Origin of the sequence: Tautonia marina, assembly GCF_009177065.1 — a bacterium.
GTDB classification, from domain to species: domain Bacteria; phylum Planctomycetota; class Planctomycetia; order Isosphaerales; family Isosphaeraceae; genus Tautonia; species Tautonia marina.
Map to the genome: position 1 here is coordinate 98,994 of NZ_WEZF01000012.1, position 22,038 is coordinate 121,031.

Genomic DNA, 22,038 nt, shown 5'->3' on the forward strand with positions numbered 1-22,038 from the left:
CGTCGAACGGAGCTTCCCCGACGCCTCCTTTGTTCTCACGGTTGTGGAGCACGGAGGGCTTGCCTGGCGATTCCTCGAAGGTATGCCGAGCCCCCCAGTCTCCTGACCGGTCTTGATCCAACGCGACTGCGTCGGAAGACGTTCGCAACGGGTCTGATCGGCCTGCGCTCCGCTCGTGTTGCCATCACAAATCGCTTCGAATCTGTCCCCCAACCCGACCGGGAGGGGGCCCCTGGGGTTGATCGCCGCGTATGAATGTCGTCATCGTCGAATCGCCTGCGAAGTGCCGGACGATCAACAAATACCTGGGCGACGAGTATCAGGTGCTCGCCTCGTTCGGCCACATCCGAGACTTACCTCCGAAGGACGGTTCGGTCCGGCCCGACGAGGATTTCTCGATGGATTACGAAATCCAGCCCAGCTCGACCAAGGCCGTCAAGGCCATCGTCGATGCCGTCAAGCAGGCTGATGCCCTGATCCTCGCCACCGACCCCGACCGTGAGGGTGAGGCCATCTCCTGGCACGTTCTGGAAATGCTTCGCCAGAAACGGGCCCTGCGCAAGGATCTCCAGGTTCGCCGGGTCGTGTTCAACTCGATCACCAAGGACGCCGTGCTCGACGCGATGGCCCACCCTCGCGACCTCGATATGGCGCTGGTCAACGCTCAGCAAGCGCGCAGAGCCCTCGATTTCCTGGTCGGTTTCTCCCTCTCTCCCGTGCTTTGGCGAAAGCTCCCGGGAAGCAAGTCTGCCGGCCGGGTCCAGTCGGTCGCCCTCCGCTTGATCTGCGATCGTGAAGATGAGATTGAGCGGTTCATCAGTCAGGAATACTGGGATGTCCGCGGTGCCTTTCTCAAGCAAGACGAAACCCGATCTCGATTCCTCGCCCGCCTGACCCACTTCGAAGGCAAAAAGCTCGACAAGTTCGACATCCCCAATCAGGCGGAAGCCGATCGGGTCGTCGCAGGACTGACTGGTAAGAACTACTCGGTCCGGTCGGTCGAACGGAAGCAGGTCCGTCGAAACCCGAACCCACCGTTCACCACGTCAACGCTTCAGCAGGAGGCCTCCCGAAAGCTCGGCTTCGGCGCCAAGCGCACCATGCAGGTCGCCCAGCGGCTCTACGAATCGGGCCGCATCACCTACATGCGAACCGATGGCGTGGAAATCGCCCCGGAAGCCCTGCGGGCCATTCGATCGCAGATCGAAGGACAGTTCGGCAAGGATTACGTTCCCGACTCCGTCCGGGTTTACAAGAGCAAGGCCGCCAACGCTCAGGAAGCTCACGAGGCGATCCGACCGACCGATCTCTCCTTGCTTCCCGCAAGCGTTTCGAAGGACGTCGAGGCCGACGAGGCCAAGCTCTACGACCTCATCTGGAAACGGACGATGGCCAGCCAGATGGCCACCGCTGTCTTCGATCAGGTCGTTGCGGAGATCGACGCGGCAGACCGCTTGGCCACCCTTCGAGCCGTCGGCACGACCATGAAGTTCGATGGCTTCCTTCGCCTCTATCGTGAAGGCCGCGACGACTCCTCGGAAGATGACGAGGAAAGCGGTGCCTTGCCTGCCCTGAATGAAGGGGAGGTGGTTGATCTTGCCGACATCTTACCGGCGCAACACTTCACGGAGCCGCCGCCTCGTTTCACCGAAGCCAGCCTCGTGAAGCGAATGGAAGAACTTGGCATCGGCCGACCCTCCACCTACGCCAGTATCATCTCGATCCTTCAAGATCGAGACTACGTGAAGCTGGAGAGCAAGCGATTCTTCCCGGAACCTCGCGGCCGGGTCGTTACCGCGTTTCTGACGCACTTCTTCCAGCGTTATGTCGAGTACGACTTCACCGCGAACCTCGAAAACGAACTCGACCGCGTCTCCGACGGCCAGATCGACTGGAAAGAGGTTCTGCGAGCCTTCTGGGATCATTTCGCCTCGAATGTGGAGAAGGCCAAGGGGCTGGAGATCACGAATGTCATCTCCGAACTCAACGAGGCCCTCGCCACGCTCCTGTTCCCCGGCGAAGGCAGCCTGGAGGAACGCCGGAAATGCCCCTCCTGCGGCACCGGCCAGCTTTCGTTGAAGGTCGGTAAGTACGGCGCGTTCGTCGGCTGTTCAAATTATCCCGAATGCCGATACACCCGGGAACTGACCAAGGACAAAGACAAGGGTGACGGCTCGGCTGACGGTGATTCGGGTGCTCCAGCAACGCTCGAGCCCAAGGTGCTCGGTGAGGATGCTGAGGGGCAAGCCATCAGCCTCCGAAAAGGCCCTTATGGGTTCTATGTCCAGCTTGGTGAAGGGAAGAAGCCCAAACGTGTCTCCGTCCCGAAAGGAATGGACCCGGAATCGGTCACGATCGATCGGGCCGTTGGGCTGCTCTCACTCCCTCGCAACCTGGGCAAGCATCCGGAGACGAACAAAGTCGTCAAGGCCGGGAGCGGCCTCTACGGACCTTATGTCCTTCACGAAGGGAAATACACCACTCTTCGGCCCGAGGACGATGTGCTGACAATCGACCTCGATCGAGCCGTGAAGCTGATCGCCGAAGCTCCCAAGAAACGGGGCGCCGAACCCATCAAGGTCCTCGGCGAACATCCCGAAGACAATCAGCAGGTCGCCGTCTTCGAAGGGCGTTATGGTCCTTACGTCAAGCACGGCAAAATCAACGCGACGATCCCGAAAGATCGCAAGCCAGACGAAATCACCCTCGACGAAGCAATCCCGTTACTCCAAGAAGCCGCCAGCCGGAAATCCACCGGCGGTGGACGACGCAAAACCACAACCCGTGGCAAGTCCAAGTCCTGATCGAGGAACCCTGGCCACGCCTTGACAGGCCCACCTCGCCCGTCCCCTGTCGCTTCAGAGGGGACGGGTATTCTTCTACAATTCCGAGCCTCACGTCACGAATCCTGGGGCTCGTCCAGAGAGAGCTTCTTCGAATCGGCGGCCATCGCAATGGCGGTGGCCGTCGCGTAGGTCCGACAATGGGAGAGCGAGATCAAGATCTCGCCAATGCCACGTTTCACAGCCGCATCGCGCGCACCACCTCGCACGAAGACTGTTGGTCCACTCATTCCGTCACGCCGGATTTCCATATCGGTCCAGCAGATCCCGCGAACCCAACCAGTCCCGATCGCCTTCAGAATTGCTTCCTTGGCCGCCCACCGACCGGCAAAATGCTCGAAGGCGTGTTTTCGTCCCTGGCAATATCGAATTTCGCGCTCGGTATAAACGCGGCGCAGAAACAACTCACCATGCTGCTCGATCATCTTGCCAATCCGGGGCACCTCAATAATGTCGGTCCCGATCCCCAGAATGTTCATACGTGGTCGACCCTCTGTTCGAAGCAAAACGCCTGGTTCATCCGTTGAACCCTGGTGCGATTCCTGAGTCTATCCGAGTTGAGCCCACCAGGCCAATCCGACCTCAAATCTCCCGAGTGGGAGACCTCTCCTGCCGGATGAAGCGCCTGCGGCCCGATAAGGGAATCGCATCGCGGAGGATACTGCACGATGCTATACTGCCATTGGATGCGATACGGACGTACCGCTCTCGACGCCACCATGCCAGGGACGGATCGCTGATGGATTTGCTCTCCGATTTGACGGCCCCCCAGCGAGAGGCCGTCTCCCATGTGAATGGCCCGCTCCTGGTCCTCGCCGGAGCCGGATCAGGCAAAACGCGGGTCATCACCCGCAGAGTCGCCTCACTCCTCGGGCACGGCATTCCGGGACGGCATATCCTGGCGTTGACCTTCACCAACAAGGCCGCCACCGAGATGCGAGAACGGATCACCGCCCTGGTGCCCGATCACGGTGTCTGGGTCGGCACCTTCCATGCACTCTGTGCTCGTCTGCTTCGCGAATTCGGCCCGAAAATCGGCCTCGATCGTGGCTTTACCATCTACGATCAGCCCGACCGCCTCCGCGTCCTCAAATCGGTCATGGAGCAACTCGACCTGCTCGATGCAGGTGTCGCCCCGGAAAAGGTCGAAGCCGCCATTAGCCGGGCCAAGAACGAAATGCTTGACCCCGAAACCTACTTGGCCCGCCGCGGAGATGGCGCCGATCACGTCTCCGCCGTGGTGGGACGGGTCTTCAAAGGGTATCAGACTCGACTCCTGGAGTCGTCCGCCGTCGATTTCGACGACCTCCTCACCCACGTCGTAACGTTGCTCCGCCAGGATCACGAACTCCGAGCCCGCCTCGACGACCGCTACAAATACATTCTCGTCGACGAATATCAGGATACCAACCTCGCCCAGTATGCGATCGTCCGAGCCCTTTCGGTCGATACTCCCAACCTGTGTGTCACGGGCGATCCCGACCAGTCCATTTACGGATGGCGGGGCGCGAACCTCAATAACATCCTCGAATTCGAGCATGATTACCGCGGTTGCAAGGTCATCCGCCTCGAACACAATTATCGCAGCACCAAAAATATCCTTCGGGTTGCCGATCACGTCATCCATCACAACCGGCGCCGAAAGGCCAAGGTCCTGACGACCGAAAACCCCGAGGGTGATCCGGTCGAACTGACCACTTTTGCCAACGAAACGGAAGAAGCGCAAGCCATTGCCTCCACCATCGCCGACCTGGTGCGTAATGGAGGGTACTCGTTTGGAGAAATCGCCGTTTTTGTCCGGGTCACCGCCCTAACCCGCGGGCTTGAATCCGCCTTCCGATCGCTCGCCATTCCTTATCAGGTGGTCGGCGGCGTCTCGTTCTACGAGCGCATCGAAGTCAAGGATGTGCTTGCGTATCTGAGCCTCCTCAACAATCCGAAAGATGATGTTGCGTTTCTCCGAGCAATCAATGCCCCCCCTCGGGGGCTCGGGAAAGTCAGCCTCGACCGGCTCCAGGGCTACGCTCGTGACCGCGGAATTCCCCTCAGTGCCGCTGTTCGAGAGGCCGCCTCAATCGCCGGTCTAACCCCCAAGGCACGCTCCGGACTTCGTGACTTCGTCCTCCTGATGGATGAACTCGCAGCGCTCAGCGATCACTCCTCAGCCGAGGAACTCACTCGAAAACTTATGAACCTCAGCGGATACCGGGATTACTGGGCCAATCAACCTAAGGGGGACGGCGAGGACCGCGTCGCCAACCTCGACGAACTCGTCTCCGCGGCCCGACAGTTTGACCTGGAACATCCCGAGTCCACAGTCCTTGACTTCCTGGCCGATGTCACCCTGAGCTCGGCGGTCGATCGCTGGAAGGACGAAGGGGGAGCCGTCACCTTGATGACCCTCCACGCCTCGAAAGGTCTGGAGTTCCCCGTCGTCTTTATCGTCGGGCTGGAACAAGGGCTCCTCCCCCATTCCCGAGCCTCCGACAACGATGCCGAACTGGAGGAGGAGCGTCGCCTCTTCTTCGTCGGTATCACCCGAGCCCAGCGCGAACTCCGTCTGAGTCATTGCCGGGTCCGAGAGTTCCGGGGCCAGCGATCGGTTGCCATTCCCTCGCAATTTCTCATGGAATTACCGGAAGGCCCGATCCGGTATCGCGACCTCACCGGGGGTGACGATGAAATGCCGCTTTCCTCCCGGCGAGTGGCTCGAACCCCCTCCCCGACTCCTTCCCGCCCTGTCTCCGCAGTTCCCGCAGATCGTTTCCGCTTGACCACCGCCGCCGCGCTGGCCAACCCCCCAGGATCGGGGGCACGCCCCGATGCGGAATCGACCGGCGACCTGTCTGCCTTTCGTCCAGGGGTTCTCGTGCTCCACCCGCAGTACGGGCTCGGGAAAATTGTTTCCATCGACGGAGCCGGCCCAAACCGTAAAGGACGGGTCGCCTTCACCGTGGGAGGGGAACGAACATTCGTACTAGCTCGGTCGCCGCTCCGACCGGTCAAACGATCCTGACCTTGACAACCCCTTCAGATCCATATTCGGAAATGCACCGCATTTTGCTCGTCAATACCGAACCCTTGACGTCTCCTCGAAGTCTGGCCAGAAGGATCCTGTTCCAATTCACGCCCCCCCCTTGCCGATTGATCTCGGTTCGTCTCGGAGTTGTCCGATCATGATTCGCCTCGGCGTCAACATCGATCACGTTGCCACCATTCGACAGGCCCGAGGGGGGCGCGAACCCGACCCGGTCTGGGCGGCGGTCCTGTCCGAACTCGGAGGCGCCGATGGCATCACCGTCCACCTGCGGGAAGACCGCCGGCATATTCAGGAACGTGATCTCCGCATTCTCAGGGAAACCGTTCGAACTCGCTTGAATCTTGAGATCTCCCTCGCTCCGGAAATCGTTGCCATCGCCCTCGACGTCCGCCCCGATCAGGTCACCTTCGTTCCCGAACACCGCCAGGAAGTGACAACCGAAGGAGGCCTCGACCTCCTCAGTCATCGTGATCGAATCGCCGAAGCCGTGTCGCGATGCCACGAAGCAGGAATCGAGGTCAGTCTCTTTCTCGACCCCGATCCGGCGCAGGTCGAGACCGCCGCTGCGGTTGGTGCCATCGCCGTGGAACTCCACACCGGCCGCTATGCCGACGCGATCAACGCCTCATCGCGTCAAAGCGAACTCGACGCATTATTCGACGCCGGTCGTCGGATCCAGCAGGATGGTTTGCTCCTTCACGCCGGACATGGGCTCACCCTTCAGAATGTTGCCGCAGTTGCCCGCATCCCTGGAATGCTGGAATTAAACATTGGACACAGCATCGTCTCTCGCGCCGTATTCGTGGGATTCGAACGAGCAGTGGCCGAAATGAAACAAGCCATCCTCGACGCGCTCACACAACCGAATCCGGTTCGTTGAACGCCGTCCAACCAGAGGGATTCGTGACTTCGTTGTCGAACCGGCAGACTCACTCACCAACGACCGTTGTCAAGATATTTTCGCGTCGAATCGAAACACCAATCCCTTGACCTCCCCCCGCTCGGGAGTCGGATCTTCCCGCAACGTAACTGATTTTGGTATGCTGAGATGGAATTTCTCAGGCGGACTCGGTTCCCTGTTTCCTTCCGATTGATTGAGTTCGAGGCGTGACGATGCCGACCAAGGGTGAACGTTTCAAGGGTTGCACCGTTGCTCTCGTGACTCCGTTCCGTGATGGGGAAATCGATCTGGACGCCCTCAAGCGTCTGGTTGACTGGCACCTCGAACAGGGAACGCCCACGATCAGCCCTGTCGGGACCACGGGGGAATCTCCGACTCTTTCGCATGACGAGCACGAGCGGGTAATCGCCACTGTCATCGAGCGTTCGCAGGGCCGCGCGAATGTCATGGCCGGCACCGGTTCCAACGCGACCAGTGAGGCCGTTCGGCTGACCAGATTCGCCGAAAAAGCTGGTGCCGATGCAGCCTTGTTGGTCGCTCCCTATTACAATCGCCCCAGCCAGGAGGGCCTGTACGCCCACTATGCCCGGATTGCCGAGGCGACGGATTTACCCCTGGTTCTCTACAATGTTCCTGGCCGAACCGCCCGCAATATTGAACCGACCACAGTCGAGCGATTGGCCCGAGTGGCCCGCATTGTGGCCATCAAGGAGGCGAGCGGTTCCATTGATCAGGTCAGTGAAATCCGTCTGCGCACCGACCTGACGATCCTCTCGGGTGATGATTCCTTGACCCTGCCCATGCTCGCCGTCGGCGCCGAAGGGGTCGTTTCTGTCGCGGCCAACCTCGTTCCCCGCCCCATCATCGCCATGATCGACGCCTTCCTCCGGGGAGACCTTGCCGAGGCCCGCAGACTTCACCTCGAACTCTTCCCGCTCTGCCGAGACCTGCTCTCCATCGCCGCCAATCCCATTCCGGTCAAGACCGCCATGGGGCTTCTGGGACGGATCGACGGCTCCATGAGACTTCCCCTCTGTCCCCCGGATTCCTCTGGGATCGATGCGCTTCGCACCTCACTTCGCAACGCGGGATTGCTTGATGCTTGATCAAATCATTCAAGCAAGACCTTGCCATCGGATTGATTTCACATCAATTCTATGGATCGAATGACGTTAAAGACACTTGTCTCGGTCGCATGAACCGTGTAGGATGTGTGCAGACACTCCGGTGTCGGGATTTGCGTCCATCGCTCAGACCGTCACTCCGAGAGAGCCGACAGCCAGCCCACCTTTGGAAACCTTCCTTCTCTGGCTGATCGGCACAAGACTTGCTTATTCCCTGTTGGCCCTGATGCATCGGTCGGCGAAATCCCATCCGCCGCCCGAATGCGACCGACTCGGGCCTTCCGGGTCGATCCGCGTTTCCACGGACCAACGGGTTCACATCGCATCACCGAAGAATCGGACCCCCCAACCATGGCTCGAAAAAGTACCAAGACGACCGAAGGCACCAACGGCACCGCCGCGGTCGATGTTCTGCCACCCGTTTCCGATCAGTCGGTCCGGGAACTGGCTCAGGTCTTCAAGCTAATGAGCGATGAGACTCGTCTGCGAATCTTGCTCTACCTGGCACGCAGTGGGGAATTGCACGTCACCGATCTCTGCAACCGTCTCGGACAGAGCCAGCCGGCGGTCAGCCATCACCTTGCTCTGCTCCGTGTCTCTGGATTGATCGAGTCGCGCCGCGAAGGGAAGCACAATTTCTACAGCGTTCGTGCCGACCAGTTTGGCGAGTTGATGACTCAGCTCTTCTCCAACGCCGGTCGAATTCCGCGCAAGATCAAATTCCACCGTTTTCAATTGACGGTCGATTGATTTCCCGACGAACCACTGAGGATGCGTATCCCGCCGGTTTTTTTGGAACCGGCGGTTCGTCTTGACCCCATTTGCAACTCTTTGCAAAATCACGCCTCGTTCGAGTCTCGCCCGAATGGCTCGTGGTCGATCTGACGAGCTTTGGGCGGCCGTCCCGTGCTCGGATGCGCGGGGGCTCTCTGAGCAGCAGCGGGTGTGGTCGTGCCCCGATGTCGAGACACCTCGGCATCGCATCACCGGCCCCCCGGACATTTGAGGAAGGAGCCGATCCGATGCCGATTCAGACCCGTGCGGTTGTTCTTGCTGGTTTCGGTCTACTGGGACTGCTTGGCCTGACCGTCCATCCGATCCTTGGTCAGCAACCCGACACTCAGGTCCAGCGCACTGCCGCCGACGCCGGCCAACCCGCCCGATCTGCGGCCGTCGCCATGGCTCCCGCCGTGATTGCCGGAATCGACATGGAACGGGTCATCAACGAGTATGACCGTTACAAGGAGTCGAGCGAGAAGTTCAAGGCCGAGGCCATGCAGAAGCAAAAGGAGCTTGAACTGCTCCTCGCCGAGGCCAAGGGCTATGCCGAGAAGCGCGACTCCTTCGGCGTGGGCACGCCCGACTACCAGAAATTCAGTGACCTGCTCGCCGACACGCAGGCCAAGTTCGAGGCTCAGAAGCAGAAGATCGCCGCCGACTTCACCATCCGAGAGTCAAACGCAGTTGCCGAAATCTATAACGACATTCGTTATGTCGTGGACTTCATCGCCAAGAAACGCGGCGTGACCTTCGTCGTCCAGATCGGCTCCAACGACAAGATCAATGGTGAGAACCCCAACGATGTGATGGCCGCCGTCGCTCGGAATGTCGTTTGGAACGACCCCACGGCCGACATCACCGATCAGGTTGTCACCACGCTCAATGCGTACCACAAGCAACGGAAGGCACAAGGGCAGCAGGGTGGTGCTGCACCCGCCGCCGGAACCCCTGCAACCGCCCCCGCAGCCGGCGGCAACTGAGACGGATCGATTGGGGTCGGGGCCGTTCTGATCTGCAAGGGTACCCGACCCTGTCTCTCTCCATCCGTTTACGAACATCCTGGACCGATCCGCACCGGTCGCCCCCTTCCTTCGCCCGGCGGTGCCGATCGAACCGACGGGCTCACCCGATCAAGGAAAGATCACGCCGGCATGACCACGCGAGGATCGCGACCGCAGCGGACGATCGCCCGAGACGCCGAGGTCCGGGGCATCGGCTATCTTCTCGGATCGGACGTCACCGTCCGGTTCCGACCCGCCGATGCCGATTCCGGCATCCAGTTCGTCCGGGTTGACCTTCCCGACCGGCCTTCCGTGCCGGCACTGGCAACCTACGTCGAGCCCCGGGAGCGTCGGACGGCCCTTCGACGCGGTGAGGCCGTGGTCGAGCTGGTCGAGCACGTCATGGCCGCGCTTGCCGGGCTCCAGATTGACAACTGCACGGTCGAGCTGGACGCACCTGAAACTCCGGGAATGGACGGGTCCTCTCTCGCCTTCGCCCGAGCTCTCGCCACTGCCGGTGCGATCGAGCAGGACCGCCCCCGACAGGTTCTGGTGATCGACCGCCCCGTCTCGGTTCGAGACGGCAAGGCATCGGTTGCCGCCTATCCGGGAGAACCCGATCGCCTCGTCCTTTCCTACCAGCTCGACTACGGCAACGGTTCGCCTATCCCCGCGCAGGCGTACTTCGCCGAACCGTCTCCCGAACGCTTCCTTCGCGAGATCGCTCCCGCCCGGACGTTCCTGCTCGCCGCCGAAGCCGAGGCCCTCCGCGCCTCTGGCATTGGCTCCCGAACAAGCGAGGCCGACCTCTTGATCTTCGGCTCCGATGGTCTGATCGGCAATTCCCTTCGGTTTCCAGACGAGTGTGCCCGCCACAAACTGCTCGATGTGATGGGCGATCTTGCTTTGATCGGCAAGGATCTGGTCGGCCATGTTGTGGCCCATCGCTCCGGTCACAGCCTGAACGTCGAACTTGCCCGGGCCTTGCTCGCCGCCGAAGAAGAATGCTCGGAACCGGAGTCGGCCTCTGAGTGCTGCGTGATCTCGACAACTCCGCCGGCAATGGACATCGGCGCAATCATGCGATTGATGCCCCACCGTTACCCGTTTCTCTTGCTCGATCGCGTTCTCTCGATCGATCCGGGCCGAACGCTCAAAGCGTTGAAGAATGTCACGTTCAATGAACCGTTTTTTCCCGGACACTGGCCTGACCGCCCAGTCATGCCAGGAGTCATGATCCTCGAAGCCTTGGCTCAGGCCGCAGGAATCCTCATTAGCCATCGGTTCGATCCCGACCGCCACATGGCCATGATCGCCTCGATCGACGACGTGAAAATTCGGAGGCAGGTGGTTCCCGGCGATCAACTCGTGCTGGAAATCGATCGGTTCCGGGCCCGATCCAAGATGGCCGAGGCTCACGGCGTCGCCCGCATCGGTGACCAGATTGCCGCCGAGGCTCGTCTGCGATTCGCCGTGCTGCCAACCGATCAGGTTGCAGCCTGATCCGATCCATCGACGATCTCTGACCGGGCTGGTCCGCGACGCGAGGCATGGCTCCATGCTCGCCGCGCGGGCCTTGCCCCCTCGACCGGCAATGCGTTCCAGGGAGGGGAATGCTCATGGCGATTCGAATCGCCGACACGGCAACCGTCGATCCCGGCGCCGAACTGGCCGACGACGTCGAGATCGGACCGTACTGTGTCGTTGGTCCCGACGTGCGGCTAGGCTCGGGGACCCACCTGATCGCCCACGTCTGCCTGTTCGGTTCCGTCCAGATGGGCGATCGCAACCGGATTGGCCCCTTCTCGGTCATTGGAACCGTCCCTCCGCCCGGTAGACCGCTCGGCCGGGTCGTGATCGGCGAGGAGAACACAATCCGCGAAGGGGCCTCGATCGAGGCCGGCACCGGTTCAGGAACTCGGATCGGCAGCCGCAACCAGCTCGGACCTCACGTGGCCATCTCCGGAGACGCCTGGATCGAAGACGACGTGATGCTGGGCGCCGGGGTTCGCCTGGGCCTGATGGCCGGAATCGAGTCCTTCGCTCAGCTCACCGCTGGCGTCGATGTTCACCCTGCCGCCACGGTTGGGGAACATGCCTTCGCAGGCGGGCCGGCCAGAATTTTCCGAGACATCCCCCGCTATCTGCTCGTCGACGGATCGTCTTCGAAGGTGCGATCCATCAACCTGATCGGCCTGAAGCGCCGGGGTTTTTCCCGACCCTCGATTCGGTCGCTGCGCGAAGCGCACCGCCTGATCTATCGTGCCGGTCTCGACCTGAACGCAGCGGCCAACCGATTGGTGGATCTTGGTCACATGACTCATGAAGTGATCCGCCTCCTCGAATCGCTGCACGCCCAACAATCCGGCCGGCATGGCCGGGCCCGAGAGGCACTTCGACGATTCCCGGACGCCGTCGGAGCGGTAATCGGACGCGGCGAAGGTTCCATCGGTTAACTCATCGCAATGCCACGCGACGAATCGCCCGGATGGCTTGAAGAAGGAGCGGAAGGTGACGACCAGGGATCGGTTGCGGGTCGCTGTTGTGGGAGTGGGGCATCTTGGCAGGCACCATGCCCGGATCCTCGCGGGGATCGACGGGGTGGAACTCGTCGGAGTGGCCGATGTTCGGACGGATCAGGCACTCGCCGTCGCCGGACCGCTTGGTGCGTCAGCCTTCGATGATTACCGAGAACTCCTGGACCGCGTCGACGCCGTTTCGGTCGCCGTGCCAACAACACTCCACCACGAAGTCGCGGGCGCCTTCCTTTCCCGAGGCATTCACGCGCTGGTCGAGAAACCGCTCGCAGGCACCGCCGCCGAAGGTCGAGAGCTGGTGGAACTGGCCCGAAACTCCGGTGCAATTCTGGCCGTCGGCCATATCGAACGCTTCAATCCCATCTGGGAAGTCACCCTCGACCGCTGCCCTCGGCCTCGCTACCTCGACGCCGAACGCCTGGGCATTTATACCTTCCGATCGACCGACGTCGGCGCCGTGCTCGATCTGATGATCCACGACATCGACCTCATTCTCTCGCTCGTCAAGGCTCCGGTCGTGGCGGTCTCGGCCCTGGGCACTCCCGTCTTCGGGGGTCATGAAGACCTGGCCCAGGCCCGACTCGAATTTGAGGACGGCTGCATCGCCGACATCTCCGCCAGCCGAGCCAGCTATCAGGCCTCTCGTCGGATGAGGCTCTGGGGAGCCGAAGGCTACGCCTCGATCGATTTCGCCTCCCGACAGGCGACGCTCGTCCGTCCGTCCGAAGCCCTTCGTCGCGGTGAGATGAACCTCGAAGGCGTTGATCTCACCCGTCCCGACGCCATCCGCGACCACCTGTTCGGCAACGTCTTGCAGGTCGAGCAAATCGCCCCCCCTGCCCCCGTCGACCAACTCACCGCCGAACTGACCGACTTCGTCCACGCCGTTCGATTCGGTCACGCCCCCCGTGTTCCGGGGACCGAGGCCCTCGACGCCCTCCGCGTTGCCGAACTGGTCCTTCATGGGCTGCGTTCCTATCGACTCGATGCGGGAACCGAGGTCCCAGGCGCCCCTCATCTTCGGAGTTCGTCCAGCGTGACCGCCGAACCCCGCTCTGCCCTCTCTGGTCCGAAACTCTGGAAACTCCGAACGCCTGGGAGCCCCTCCCGGTCCCCTCGGGTCTAACACCCCCAGCACGATCGATCTCCGCCCCGCGGTTCTTCACTCCCTCCGTCTGGCTTCACCTTGAAGCAATCGATCGTCCATCGGTATGATCTAGACCTTCAACGGCCGCGCTCCGGTGCGGCTCTGTTCGTTCTCCCTCCGATACGGACTCGACCCATGGCCGCGCCAGAAAACGCCGACCGACCCGCTCCCGATCCTCGCCTGAAGGTTCTCAAGAAGTTCAAGGGCCGGTTCCTTCCCCGGGGCCCTCTGCGCGATCGGCACCGCGAACTGATGAAGCGCTGGGAGTCCGGCGACGATCATGGTGGGGTCACCTTCGAGGAACTCAAGTCCCTCCTCACCGACTGGCGGGCTGACCAGGCCCTCCGCCGCAATCCCAAAGCGGCCAAGACCGAAGCCTGAGCAACCCGGTTCTTCCACCTGATCGTTCGGCCGGGCGACCTCCCTCGCGCCCGGCTTGCGATCTTCCCCTGCGCTCTGGTCGAATAGGGGATCAATTCTTCGCCCGCGTCCCCATCGGAGCCGCACCATGATCATCGGGGTGCCCCGAGAGATCAAGGAAGACGAATACCGCGTTGGTCTGTTGCCCGTCGGAGCCGAGGAACTCACGGCCGCCGGTCACTCGGTCCTGATCGAGGCCGGGGCCGGGCTGGGCAGTGGGTTACTCGACTCCTTCTATGAATCCGTTGGCGCGACCATCGTCTCCGACGCTCACGAGATCTGGTCTCGTTCTGACCTCGTCATAAAGGTCAAGGAGCCTCAACCCGCCGAATGGCCGAAGATGCGATCCGGTCAGGTCGTTTTCACCTACTTCCACTTCGCGGCCGACGAGGCTCTGACTCGCGCCGTCATTGACAGCGGCATCACGGCCATCGCTTACGAAACCATCGCCGATGCCCGAGGACATCTCCCCTTGCTCACCCCCATGAGCGAGGTGGCCGGCCGCATGAGCATCCAGCAAGGGGCCAAGTTCCTCGAACGCCCGCAGGAAGGCCGAGGGATTCTTCTCGCCGGAGTGCCCGGCGTCGCTCCGGCGGAAGTCGCGGTTCTCGGTGGAGGCATCGTCGGCTCCAACGCCGCGAAGGTTGCCGCAGGCCTTGGGGCGAATGTCCGTATCCTCGACATCAACCTCGACCGGCTTCGGTATCTCGACGATATCATGCCCCCCAACGTCACCACCCTCTACTCCGACCGCCACACCATCCGAGAATCGATCGAGCGGGCCGATCTGGTCATCGGCGCCATCCTCATTGCCGGAGCCCGGGCCCCCCGACTGGTCACCAGGGCCGATCTCGGACGCATGAAACCCGGCGCGGTCGTCGTCGATGTCGCGATCGACCAGGGTGGCTGCTTCGAAACAAGCCGACCCACCACCCACCGCCACCCGACCTACGTCGTCGATGACGTGGTCCACTACTGCGTGACCAACATGCCTGGCGCCGTTGGCCGGACGAGCACCTACGCCCTTTGCAACGTCACTCTGCCCTATGCCTTGAAGCTCGCAACCCAGGGTTGGCGAACCGTTGCCGAGCAAACCCCCGGCATTGCCCAGGGGATCAACATCGTCGCGGGCCAGGTCACCAACCGCGCCGTGGCGGAAACCTTCGGCCTTCCGTTCACCCCCTGGGCCCAGACTGCCTGACCCGATTCCCTCCTCTCTCTCCCCGAGATCCTTTCCGGAGCCCTACCATGGACAACGGTCACGAACACGACGCCGAACACGAAGAAATCGACGCCACCGAACTTCTCAGCGAACTCGGGGCCGATGCCCGAACGCAGATTTTCCTCTCGATGCGTCAGCAGAACCTCGAACTCCTCGAAATCGCCGCTCGGGTGGCCGGCTACGCCGGTGAGCATGGCCCCCTGAAGGGCGACGAGTCGGAAAAGGCAATGCGGACCATCTGGAAACTCTACTCCGAATTCTACTCCTGGATCGACCCCGAAGAGATCGAGGAAGACGACGAGGAAGACGACGAATGACCGTCGATTCCAGCGATAACGACCTCAGCCCGACGATCGAAACCGTCGGCTGGGTCGGTTCGGCCCAGAACGGGTGCGTTCGTCTGATTGACCAGACCCTCCTGCCCGGGATGTTCACCCGAATCGACTGTCAGACGGTCGATCAGGTCTGGGAAGCGATCAAGATGCTTCGGGTCCGCGGCGCTCCTGCCATTGGCATCGCCGCGGCCTTTGGTGCCCTCTTGGGCGCTCGCAGCCAGGGGACCGAATCCATCGAGTCGGTCCGCTCTGCCCTCCATGACGCCACCGCCCACTTGCGGACCAGCCGCCCCACGGCAGTGAATCTGTTCTGGGCACTCGACCGCATGGACCGCACCGTTGAGGCCGAAGCCTCTCGTCTCTCCGATCCCAGTGCTCTACTGGAGCGATTGCTCACGGAAGCCCGAGCGATCCAGGATGAAGATCGAGCCATGTGCCGATCCATCGGCCGCTTCGGTGCCGAGCTTCTGAAACCGGGCCAGGGGGTGCTTACCCACTGCAACGCCGGCGGCCTGGCCACGGCCGACTATGGAACCGCCCTGGCCGTGATCTTTTCCGCCGCCGAACAGGGCAAGTCGGTTCATGTCTTTGCTGATGAAACCCGGCCACTGCTTCAAGGGGCTCGTCTGACCGCCTGGGAACTCCAGCGCCGTGGAATTCCCGTCACCTTGATCTGCGACAACATGGCCGCTCAGGTCATGAAGGAAGGACGAGTCCAGGCTGTCGTCGTCGGCGCCGATCGAATCGCCGCCAATGGCGATACCGCCAACAAGATCGGCACCTACTCCGTGGCACTGGCAGCCCGAGCCCACGACATCCCGTTCTACGTCGCGGCGCCGTCGAGCACCTTCGACCTGAGCCTGCCCGACGGTGCTTCCATTCCGATCGAGCAACGCGACCCGCGAGAGATTACCCACGGGTTCGGTTACGCAACGGCCCCCGAAGGCATCGAGGTTTATAACCCTGCCTTCGATGTGACGCCGGCGACGTTGATCACTGCCTTGATCACCGAACGGGGTGTGATTCGCCCGGCCACTCGTGAAGCGATTCGAGACCTCATCGGCTCCTGAGGATTGGTTCTCACCGCAGCGAAGGCAACGGTGCCACAATCCCTGAGCCCACAAGGGCTTTGACTCCAGGCGACGTTCTGCTCCCCGTGAATTCCTCCGCACAGGGCCGTGGGATGCTTCAATGAAGCCACAGACTTCGCTCCCCTCAATTCTGAAGCAAGTGTTGGGGGACTTCAGCCGTTCGTTCGCCCCTCTTGTCGGATATGAGGTTCTTTATCGGATCGCAGGTTTCATCCTCATCGCCCCTGCAAGTGCCTGGCTCTTGCGATCGCTGATTGGCATGACGGGACGCTATGCGGTCGGAAATGTCGAGTTGATCACCTTCGCTTTCTCCCCGCTTGGCCTGACCGTGGTCCTTGTGACGGGAATTGTCACGGTCTTCAATTTGTTCCTCCAGCATGCCGGGGCCATCCTCATCGCTGATGCCAGGCTCAGAGGTCGCCACCTCTCGGCGTTCGGAGCCTTCTGGCGGGTGCTGCTCAACATTCCGGGAATGATTCAACTCGGTGTCCAGCAGATCGCCCGGTACGCACTGGTCGTCCTCCCGGTCCTCACGTTGGTTGGGCTGGCCTACTGGTTGCTTTGGTCAGACGCCGACCTCTACTTTCTCACCAAGGCCCGTCCTCGCCCATTCTGGATCGGTGTGATGGTGGCCGGTCTTACGATTGCCGTGGGAACATTCTTCGTGGTGCGAATGTTCCTCCAATGGCTGGTCTCACTCCCATTGATGCTTGTCGAAGGTAGTTCCGCGGCAGATGCGTTACGCACCAGCAAGCAGCGCGTCTCTGGTCAGTCGATGAGGAACCTGGGGCTCCTGATCGCCGCAACGCTCGCAGTGGCGCTGCTCGGGGCTCTCGCGGCCGGACTGTTCGCAAGCATCAGTGACCGGGTGCTAAGCCTGATTCCAGAACGCTTGGACATCACCATCCCTGCTCTGGGAGGATTGCTCGGGATTCACTTCCTCCTGTTCGAGGCCGTTGAAATCTCGGGCTCAATCCTGGTTGGCCTGGTGATCTTTCGAATCGCACATGAACACGGTCTCATCGAGCCGGATCGACACACCCTCAGGGCCTCAGAGCTGAAAACACTCCGCGCCCTTTCGAGGCGTCGTCTCCTTCGCAAGGTGTTCGTCGGGGTCATGCTCCTGGTCGTGATGTCTTCTCTGGCAGCGCTGGGACTCCTCGCAACCGTCGGCGTTTCACCAACCGTCACCATCACCGCGCACCGCGGAGCGGCCCACGACGCTCCCGAAAACACCCTGGCTGCCATCCGAGCCGCCCTCGCCTCTGGTGCCGACGCGGCCGAGATCGACGTCCAACTGACCTCCGACGGCCAGGTCGTTGTTTTTCATGACGAAGACCTGATGCGACTGGCCAACGATCCTCGACGCCTCTCCGACCTGACCTTTGAAGAGGTCCGGGCCTTCGATGTCGGTTCCTGGTTCGCCCCCGAATTCAAGGGAGAACGCATTCCAACCCTCGACGAAGCCCTCGATAAGGCTGGCGACCGTCTCGGACTCAACATCGAGTTGAAGCTGACACGGACCCAATCAGATCCAGCTCCTCTGGTCCGCGGAGTCCTTGAAGCCCTTGAGCGGAAGCAGGCTCACTCACGTTGTGTCATCTCAACCCTCTCGTATCCTGCACTCGCTGAGGTCCGCCGCCAGGCACCCGAAATGCGCGTCGGCTTCATCGTGTTCGAGGCCGTGGGCGACCCGACCCGACTCGATCTCGACTTCCTCAGTGTCCGCGATGCCCTTGCGACCGACGACTTCATCGCCCGAGCACGCCGACGAGGCCGACCGGTCCATGTTTGGTCGGTCAGCGATCCAGACCAATTCGTCACACTTGTTCAACGAGGAGTTGCCGACGTAATCACCTCGGACCCGGCGTTGCTGGTTGCTCGACGCGCGGAGCTTGAAGAGCTGAACGACCTGGAGCGTCTGCTCCTGTGGTATCAACGAATCCTGAACGACCGATAAGCCTTACTCGCCTTGGGCGGTCTCTCTCGACGGCTTTCGTTTCCAGATCTCGATGTTCCCGAAAGACTGATCCGGTTCGTACCACAGGCGAACCGCCTCGGCCATCGCCGGAGAGAGAAGGTCCGGCTCGGGCCCTTCCAGATCGGGTGACCAGATCACCACGGAATCGACCGCGGCCTCAAGTTGATCAAGAAACACCTGATCATCCCATCCGACCTGGCTTTTCCACAGGAATCCCGATTCATTTCGGAACACCGGCAAGCGTCCTGCAACCCCGACAGCCGAAAGCTGATAGCTCAGCAAGTTCGCGACCGTGGTTGAGGCTCCCAACTCATTTCGGAGATGGCCGATTGCGGCTTGATAGTCACGCCAGGGATAAAGGTTGGCCTGGTACGCCGTCATATGATGGACATACCCGGGCGGAGTCGAGGAGTGTTGAGTGTTGCGATCGACGATTGCCGCCAGGGCAGCCCTCGTGTCACAAAATGCCGGCTTGGCAGGGACCGCGGCCGCCAACACAACCAAGCCCAGTGCCAGTCGAAGCTGACCTGAAAGATCGGTTCGCTTCAAGAGACTTGCCGCGATCAGGCCCAGCATCACCGACCATACGACCCATCGAGGATGGTCAAGATAATCATGCGGAAACGGGTGCAGCGGCTTGTACCACAGGACGCCGATCGCGGCCAGCAGCCAGATCCGAGCTTCACGATGGATTGCGTGTCCGCTCGAGTTCGCAAGCAATCCGAGGATCACTGGCAGGGCCAGCCATCGAAGCTCGGTTGCCTGACGAACGACTCCCGCGATGATCCCGAACGGTGTCGCCCGGTTATACCGACTTCCATACGAGGCAAGCCGAACCCCTCGCAGGAAATCATCAAACACTCCTTGAATGATGAGCGGCGAGAAGGCCAGGACCACTCCGCCCGTCACCAGCGCGATCCATCGGACGATCGATGACCGGGCGTTCTCTCGGTCCGATTCCACAACAGCCCAGAGCAGCGCCGGTGCGAAGACGATGACGTGGGGTCGAAAGGACAGAGCAGCGGCGGTTGCCAGGGCCGAAGCCACCCGCCCCCATCGGCCCGGCCACGTCGTCGACGAGAGCAAGGCCACGGCAATGAACCACGTGGCCTGCCAGTCGCGTTGGGCCGCCAGTGAGAAGTTCAGGTTCGTGACATAGCCAAGCAAGGCCGCGAACCCGACGAGCCCCGGCCAGACACCCTCAAAATGACGACGCGACCAACGGATGAGCAACAGCCCCAGCCCGGCAACCATTGCAGCATCGAGGGCATAGATCGGCCAGGTCTTTCCCGGACCGAACACGGCAATCAGCCCACGGAACAGCAGGATTTGTCCGGGGAATGCGAAGGCCGAGAAGTCGCGGTAGGGTCGGATTCCCTCAGACCAGGCCAGGGCCATGGTCGCGTTGGTATCCAGATCGGGCCACCAGGGCCAGGAGAGGTAATGCGGCACCCAGCTCGCGAGCATGAACAGGCAGAGTATTGCCGTTGCCAAGGGGAGCACGCGCTGGAAACACCAATCGGCCCACAGGTCGAGCCGGCTAGGATCGTCCCGGGACCCATCGTTGCCGAGACACGTCCCAGTCTCGCGAGCGTTCAGCGAACCCGAAGTCGTCCGGGTTAAGGGAGGAGACGATGTCGAATGAGACATGGCGGACCCTCCGTGGTCCTCTGAAGCGGCGTCCCTTCCTCGTTGCGGAGATCCAAAGGGCGAGAGAATCCTCAGGCCCTTCGGAGCATGCGGAGAACTTTACCCGAGCCGGATCGGTTTGTCGATGACCCGGCGAGGTTCAGGCTTCGAATCAACGGTGGCCGTGAGGCTGGATGTACCCGAGCTTCAGCAAGGCCTCAATGATCTGGTCGGCACACTGCTCGACCGAGAGCTTGCTCGTATCGAGCGTGACCTCGGGATTCAACGGGGCCTCGTACGGGTCGTCCACGCCGGTGAAGCCCATCGGCTTGCCGGAGGCGACGGCGTTGCGGGCCTTGGCGTAGAGGCCCTTCACGTCGCGCTGCTCGCAGACATCGAGCGGGGTGTCGCAGAAGATCTCAACGAAGTTCCCCTTCGACATCTTGCGGGCTTCGTCGCGAGTTTCGCGATAGGGGCTGATCACCGAGCAGAGGATCGTGCCGCCGTGCTGGGCGACCAGGCCAGCGACGTAGCCCACGCGACGGATGTTCGTATCTCGATCTTCCTTGCTGAAGCCGAGCCCCTTCGACAGGTGGGTCCGGATCTCGTCGCCGTCGAGCATCGAGGCGTTGCGACCGTACTCGGCCAGGCGTTCGGTCAAGGCGTGAGCGATGGTGCTCTTGCCCGATCCGGAAAGGCCGGTGAACCAGATCGTCAACCCTTGGTTGAACTTCGGCGGGTTGGTCTCGCGAAGGATCTCGGCAACCTCAGGGCGGCTGAACCACTCGGGCAGGGGCACGCCCTTGGCGAGATAGTCGTCGCGGACCTGGGTACCGGAGATGTTGGCGGTCTTGACCCCTTCGGGGACCTCGTCGATGGGGCAGTACCGGTCCTCGTCGGGCAGGTAGACCATCAACTTGAAATCGACCATGCCCATGCCAATTTCATCGCCATACTTCTGCATGAATTCCTGGGCGTCGTACGGCCCGTAGAAGGGCTTGCCCGAGGAATCGTTGCCGGGGCCGGCGTGGTCTCGACCGACGATGAGATGGGTGCAGCCGAAGTTGCGGCGGATGATCGCGTGGAAGAGGGCCTCGCGAGGTCCGGCCATCCGCATCGCCAGCGGCAAGAGGCTGAGGACGACCGAGTTCTCGTCGTAGTAGTCGTCCACCAGGGCCCGATAGCAGCGGACACGGGTGAAGTGGTCCACGTCTCCAGGCTTGGTGACACCGACGACCGGGTGGATGAGCAGGCCGCCGCCGACCTGCTTGGCCGCGAGCTTGGTCAGTTCTTCGTGGGCCCGGTGCAAGGGGTTTCGGGTCTGGAAGGCAACGACCTTCTCCCAGCCCTTCTCGGTGAAGTGGGCTCGGACCTCGGCCGGGGTCTTGCGGAGTTCGACGAAGTCGTAGTGTGGTGGGACACGGATGACTTCGAGCTTGCCGGCGGCGTAGTGGCCCGGCTGGCGGTTCAGATAGGCGACGGAGGGGTGCTTGGCGTCGGTCGTGCCGTAGGCCCCTTTGGCCTCGGCCTCCTTGTCGTATGCGTAGATTTCCTCGACATGGAGGAAGGCGAGCAGGTTGCCGTAGACGTCTCGGAGGGCCAGCGGCTTGCCTTCGGTCACTCCCTGGGAGGGATCGACGGGCAGGGTGACCGGCAAGGGCCAGAGGGTGCCGTCGGCCAGGCGCATCTCGGCGACTACTCGCTCGTAGTCGGCCTTACCCATGAAGCCTCGAAGCGGCGAGAAGCCGCCGGTGGCCAGCAATTCCAGGTCACAGAGACCACGTTCGTCGAGCGTCAGGCTCGGGTACTCTTGAGAGGTTGCCCGCATTTCGGCGGCGCGGGCGTCATCGACGATCAGGTCAACCAGCGATCCGCCATAGGGGGTGTTGGGACCAGGATGGGAAGTCGAGGCAGAAATCGTCAGGGTCTCCTTCTGAAAGACTCCTCAATCGGAGTCGAACCAATACAGAACACTTCCGAATCGTAA

Annotated in this window: 17 protein-coding genes; 14 read left to right on the forward strand and 3 right to left on the reverse strand. The window is 61.7% G+C overall.

Features of this window, described 5'->3' with window-relative positions; all coding sequences use genetic code 11:
* Positions 1 to 251 precede the first annotated feature (251 nt).
* Positions 252 to 2,804: a type I DNA topoisomerase gene (topA, locus tag GA615_RS15605; RefSeq protein WP_152052241.1), complete on the forward strand. Its 2,553-nt coding sequence runs from the start codon at positions 252 to 254 to the stop codon at positions 2,802 to 2,804.
* A 95-nt stretch (positions 2,805 to 2,899) separates the two neighbouring features.
* Here the strand turns inward: topA and GA615_RS15610 are convergent, their stop codons facing one another.
* Positions 2,900 to 3,268 (reverse strand): holo-ACP synthase, encoded by a 369-nt coding sequence (locus tag GA615_RS15610; RefSeq protein WP_235905487.1) that lies wholly within the window; start codon positions 3,266 to 3,268, stop codon positions 2,900 to 2,902.
* A gap of 314 nt (positions 3,269 to 3,582) precedes the next feature.
* Here GA615_RS15610 and GA615_RS15615 point away from each other — a divergent pair, with 314 nt between their 5' ends.
* The 13 genes from GA615_RS15615 to GA615_RS15675 all read left to right on the forward strand — a co-directional run bounded on the left by GA615_RS15615 (position 3,583) and on the right by GA615_RS15675 (position 18,401).
* Positions 3,583 to 5,859: an ATP-dependent helicase gene (locus GA615_RS15615; RefSeq protein WP_152052243.1), complete on the forward strand. Its 2,277-nt coding sequence runs from the start codon at positions 3,583 to 3,585 to the stop codon at positions 5,857 to 5,859.
* A gap of 160 nt (positions 5,860 to 6,019) precedes the next feature.
* Positions 6,020 to 6,763 carry a pyridoxine 5'-phosphate synthase gene (locus tag GA615_RS15620; RefSeq protein WP_152052244.1) on the forward strand — a complete coding sequence of 248 codons (744 nt, stop codon included), beginning with the start codon at positions 6,020 to 6,022 and terminating at the stop codon, positions 6,761 to 6,763.
* Between the two features lie 233 nt (positions 6,764 to 6,996).
* Positions 6,997 to 7,890, forward strand: a complete 894-nt coding sequence (gene dapA, locus GA615_RS15625; RefSeq protein ID WP_152052245.1) for a 4-hydroxy-tetrahydrodipicolinate synthase — start codon at positions 6,997 to 6,999, stop codon at positions 7,888 to 7,890.
* Positions 7,891 to 8,259: 369 nt separating this feature from the next.
* Positions 8,260 to 8,658 carry an ArsR/SmtB family transcription factor gene (locus GA615_RS15630; RefSeq protein WP_152052246.1) on the forward strand — a complete coding sequence of 133 codons (399 nt, stop codon included), beginning with the start codon at positions 8,260 to 8,262 and terminating at the stop codon, positions 8,656 to 8,658.
* Positions 8,659 to 8,930: 272 nt separating this feature from the next.
* Positions 8,931 to 9,668, forward strand: a complete 738-nt coding sequence (locus tag GA615_RS15635) for an OmpH family outer membrane protein (RefSeq protein ID WP_161602366.1) — start codon at positions 8,931 to 8,933, stop codon at positions 9,666 to 9,668.
* A 171-nt stretch (positions 9,669 to 9,839) separates the two neighbouring features.
* Positions 9,840 to 11,192, forward strand: coding sequence for a UDP-3-O-acyl-N-acetylglucosamine deacetylase (gene lpxC / locus GA615_RS15640; protein ID WP_152052248.1), 1,353 nt, complete (start codon positions 9,840 to 9,842; stop codon positions 11,190 to 11,192).
* Positions 11,193 to 11,308: 116 nt separating this feature from the next.
* The gene (locus GA615_RS15645; protein WP_152052249.1) at positions 11,309 to 12,145 is read left to right on the forward strand and encodes an acyl-ACP--UDP-N-acetylglucosamine O-acyltransferase; all 837 of its coding nucleotides are present in this window, start codon (positions 11,309 to 11,311) and stop codon (positions 12,143 to 12,145) included.
* Positions 12,146 to 12,200: 55 nt separating this feature from the next.
* On the forward strand, positions 12,201 to 13,352 hold the full coding sequence (locus GA615_RS15650) for a Gfo/Idh/MocA family protein (RefSeq protein WP_152052250.1): 1,152 nt from the start codon (positions 12,201 to 12,203) through the stop codon (positions 13,350 to 13,352).
* Between the two features lie 156 nt (positions 13,353 to 13,508).
* Complete coding sequence (locus GA615_RS15655; RefSeq protein ID WP_152052251.1) at positions 13,509 to 13,754, forward strand: hypothetical protein; 246 nt, start codon at positions 13,509 to 13,511, stop codon at positions 13,752 to 13,754.
* A 127-nt stretch (positions 13,755 to 13,881) separates the two neighbouring features.
* The gene (gene ald, locus GA615_RS15660) at positions 13,882 to 14,994 is read left to right on the forward strand and encodes an alanine dehydrogenase (RefSeq protein ID WP_152052252.1); all 1,113 of its coding nucleotides are present in this window, start codon (positions 13,882 to 13,884) and stop codon (positions 14,992 to 14,994) included.
* A 47-nt stretch (positions 14,995 to 15,041) separates the two neighbouring features.
* Positions 15,042 to 15,332, forward strand: a complete 291-nt coding sequence (locus GA615_RS15665) for a hypothetical protein (RefSeq protein ID WP_152052253.1) — start codon at positions 15,042 to 15,044, stop codon at positions 15,330 to 15,332.
* Positions 15,329 to 16,420, forward strand: a complete 1,092-nt coding sequence (gene mtnA, locus GA615_RS15670; RefSeq protein WP_152052254.1) for an S-methyl-5-thioribose-1-phosphate isomerase — start codon at positions 15,329 to 15,331, stop codon at positions 16,418 to 16,420. Before GA615_RS15665 ends, mtnA begins: the two co-directional genes overlap by 4 nt.
* Before the next feature lie 121 nt (positions 16,421 to 16,541).
* Entirely contained in the window at positions 16,542 to 18,401 is a 1,860-nt protein-coding gene (locus tag GA615_RS15675) for a glycerophosphodiester phosphodiesterase family protein (protein WP_152052255.1), read from the forward strand.
* Between the two features lie 3 nt (positions 18,402 to 18,404).
* On the opposite strand, the gene GA615_RS15680 is transcribed toward GA615_RS15675, so the two are convergent.
* Together GA615_RS15680 and GA615_RS15685 are read right to left on the reverse strand one after the other, a co-directional pair.
* Positions 18,405 to 20,072 (reverse strand): hypothetical protein, encoded by a 1,668-nt coding sequence (locus GA615_RS15680; protein ID WP_152052256.1) that lies wholly within the window; start codon positions 20,070 to 20,072, stop codon positions 18,405 to 18,407.
* 151 nt (positions 20,073 to 20,223) lie between these two features.
* The gene (locus GA615_RS15685) at positions 20,224 to 21,975 is read right to left on the reverse strand and encodes a bifunctional sulfate adenylyltransferase/adenylylsulfate kinase (RefSeq protein ID WP_152052257.1); all 1,752 of its coding nucleotides are present in this window, start codon (positions 21,973 to 21,975) and stop codon (positions 20,224 to 20,226) included.
* Positions 21,976 to 22,038: the final 63 nt, after the last annotated feature.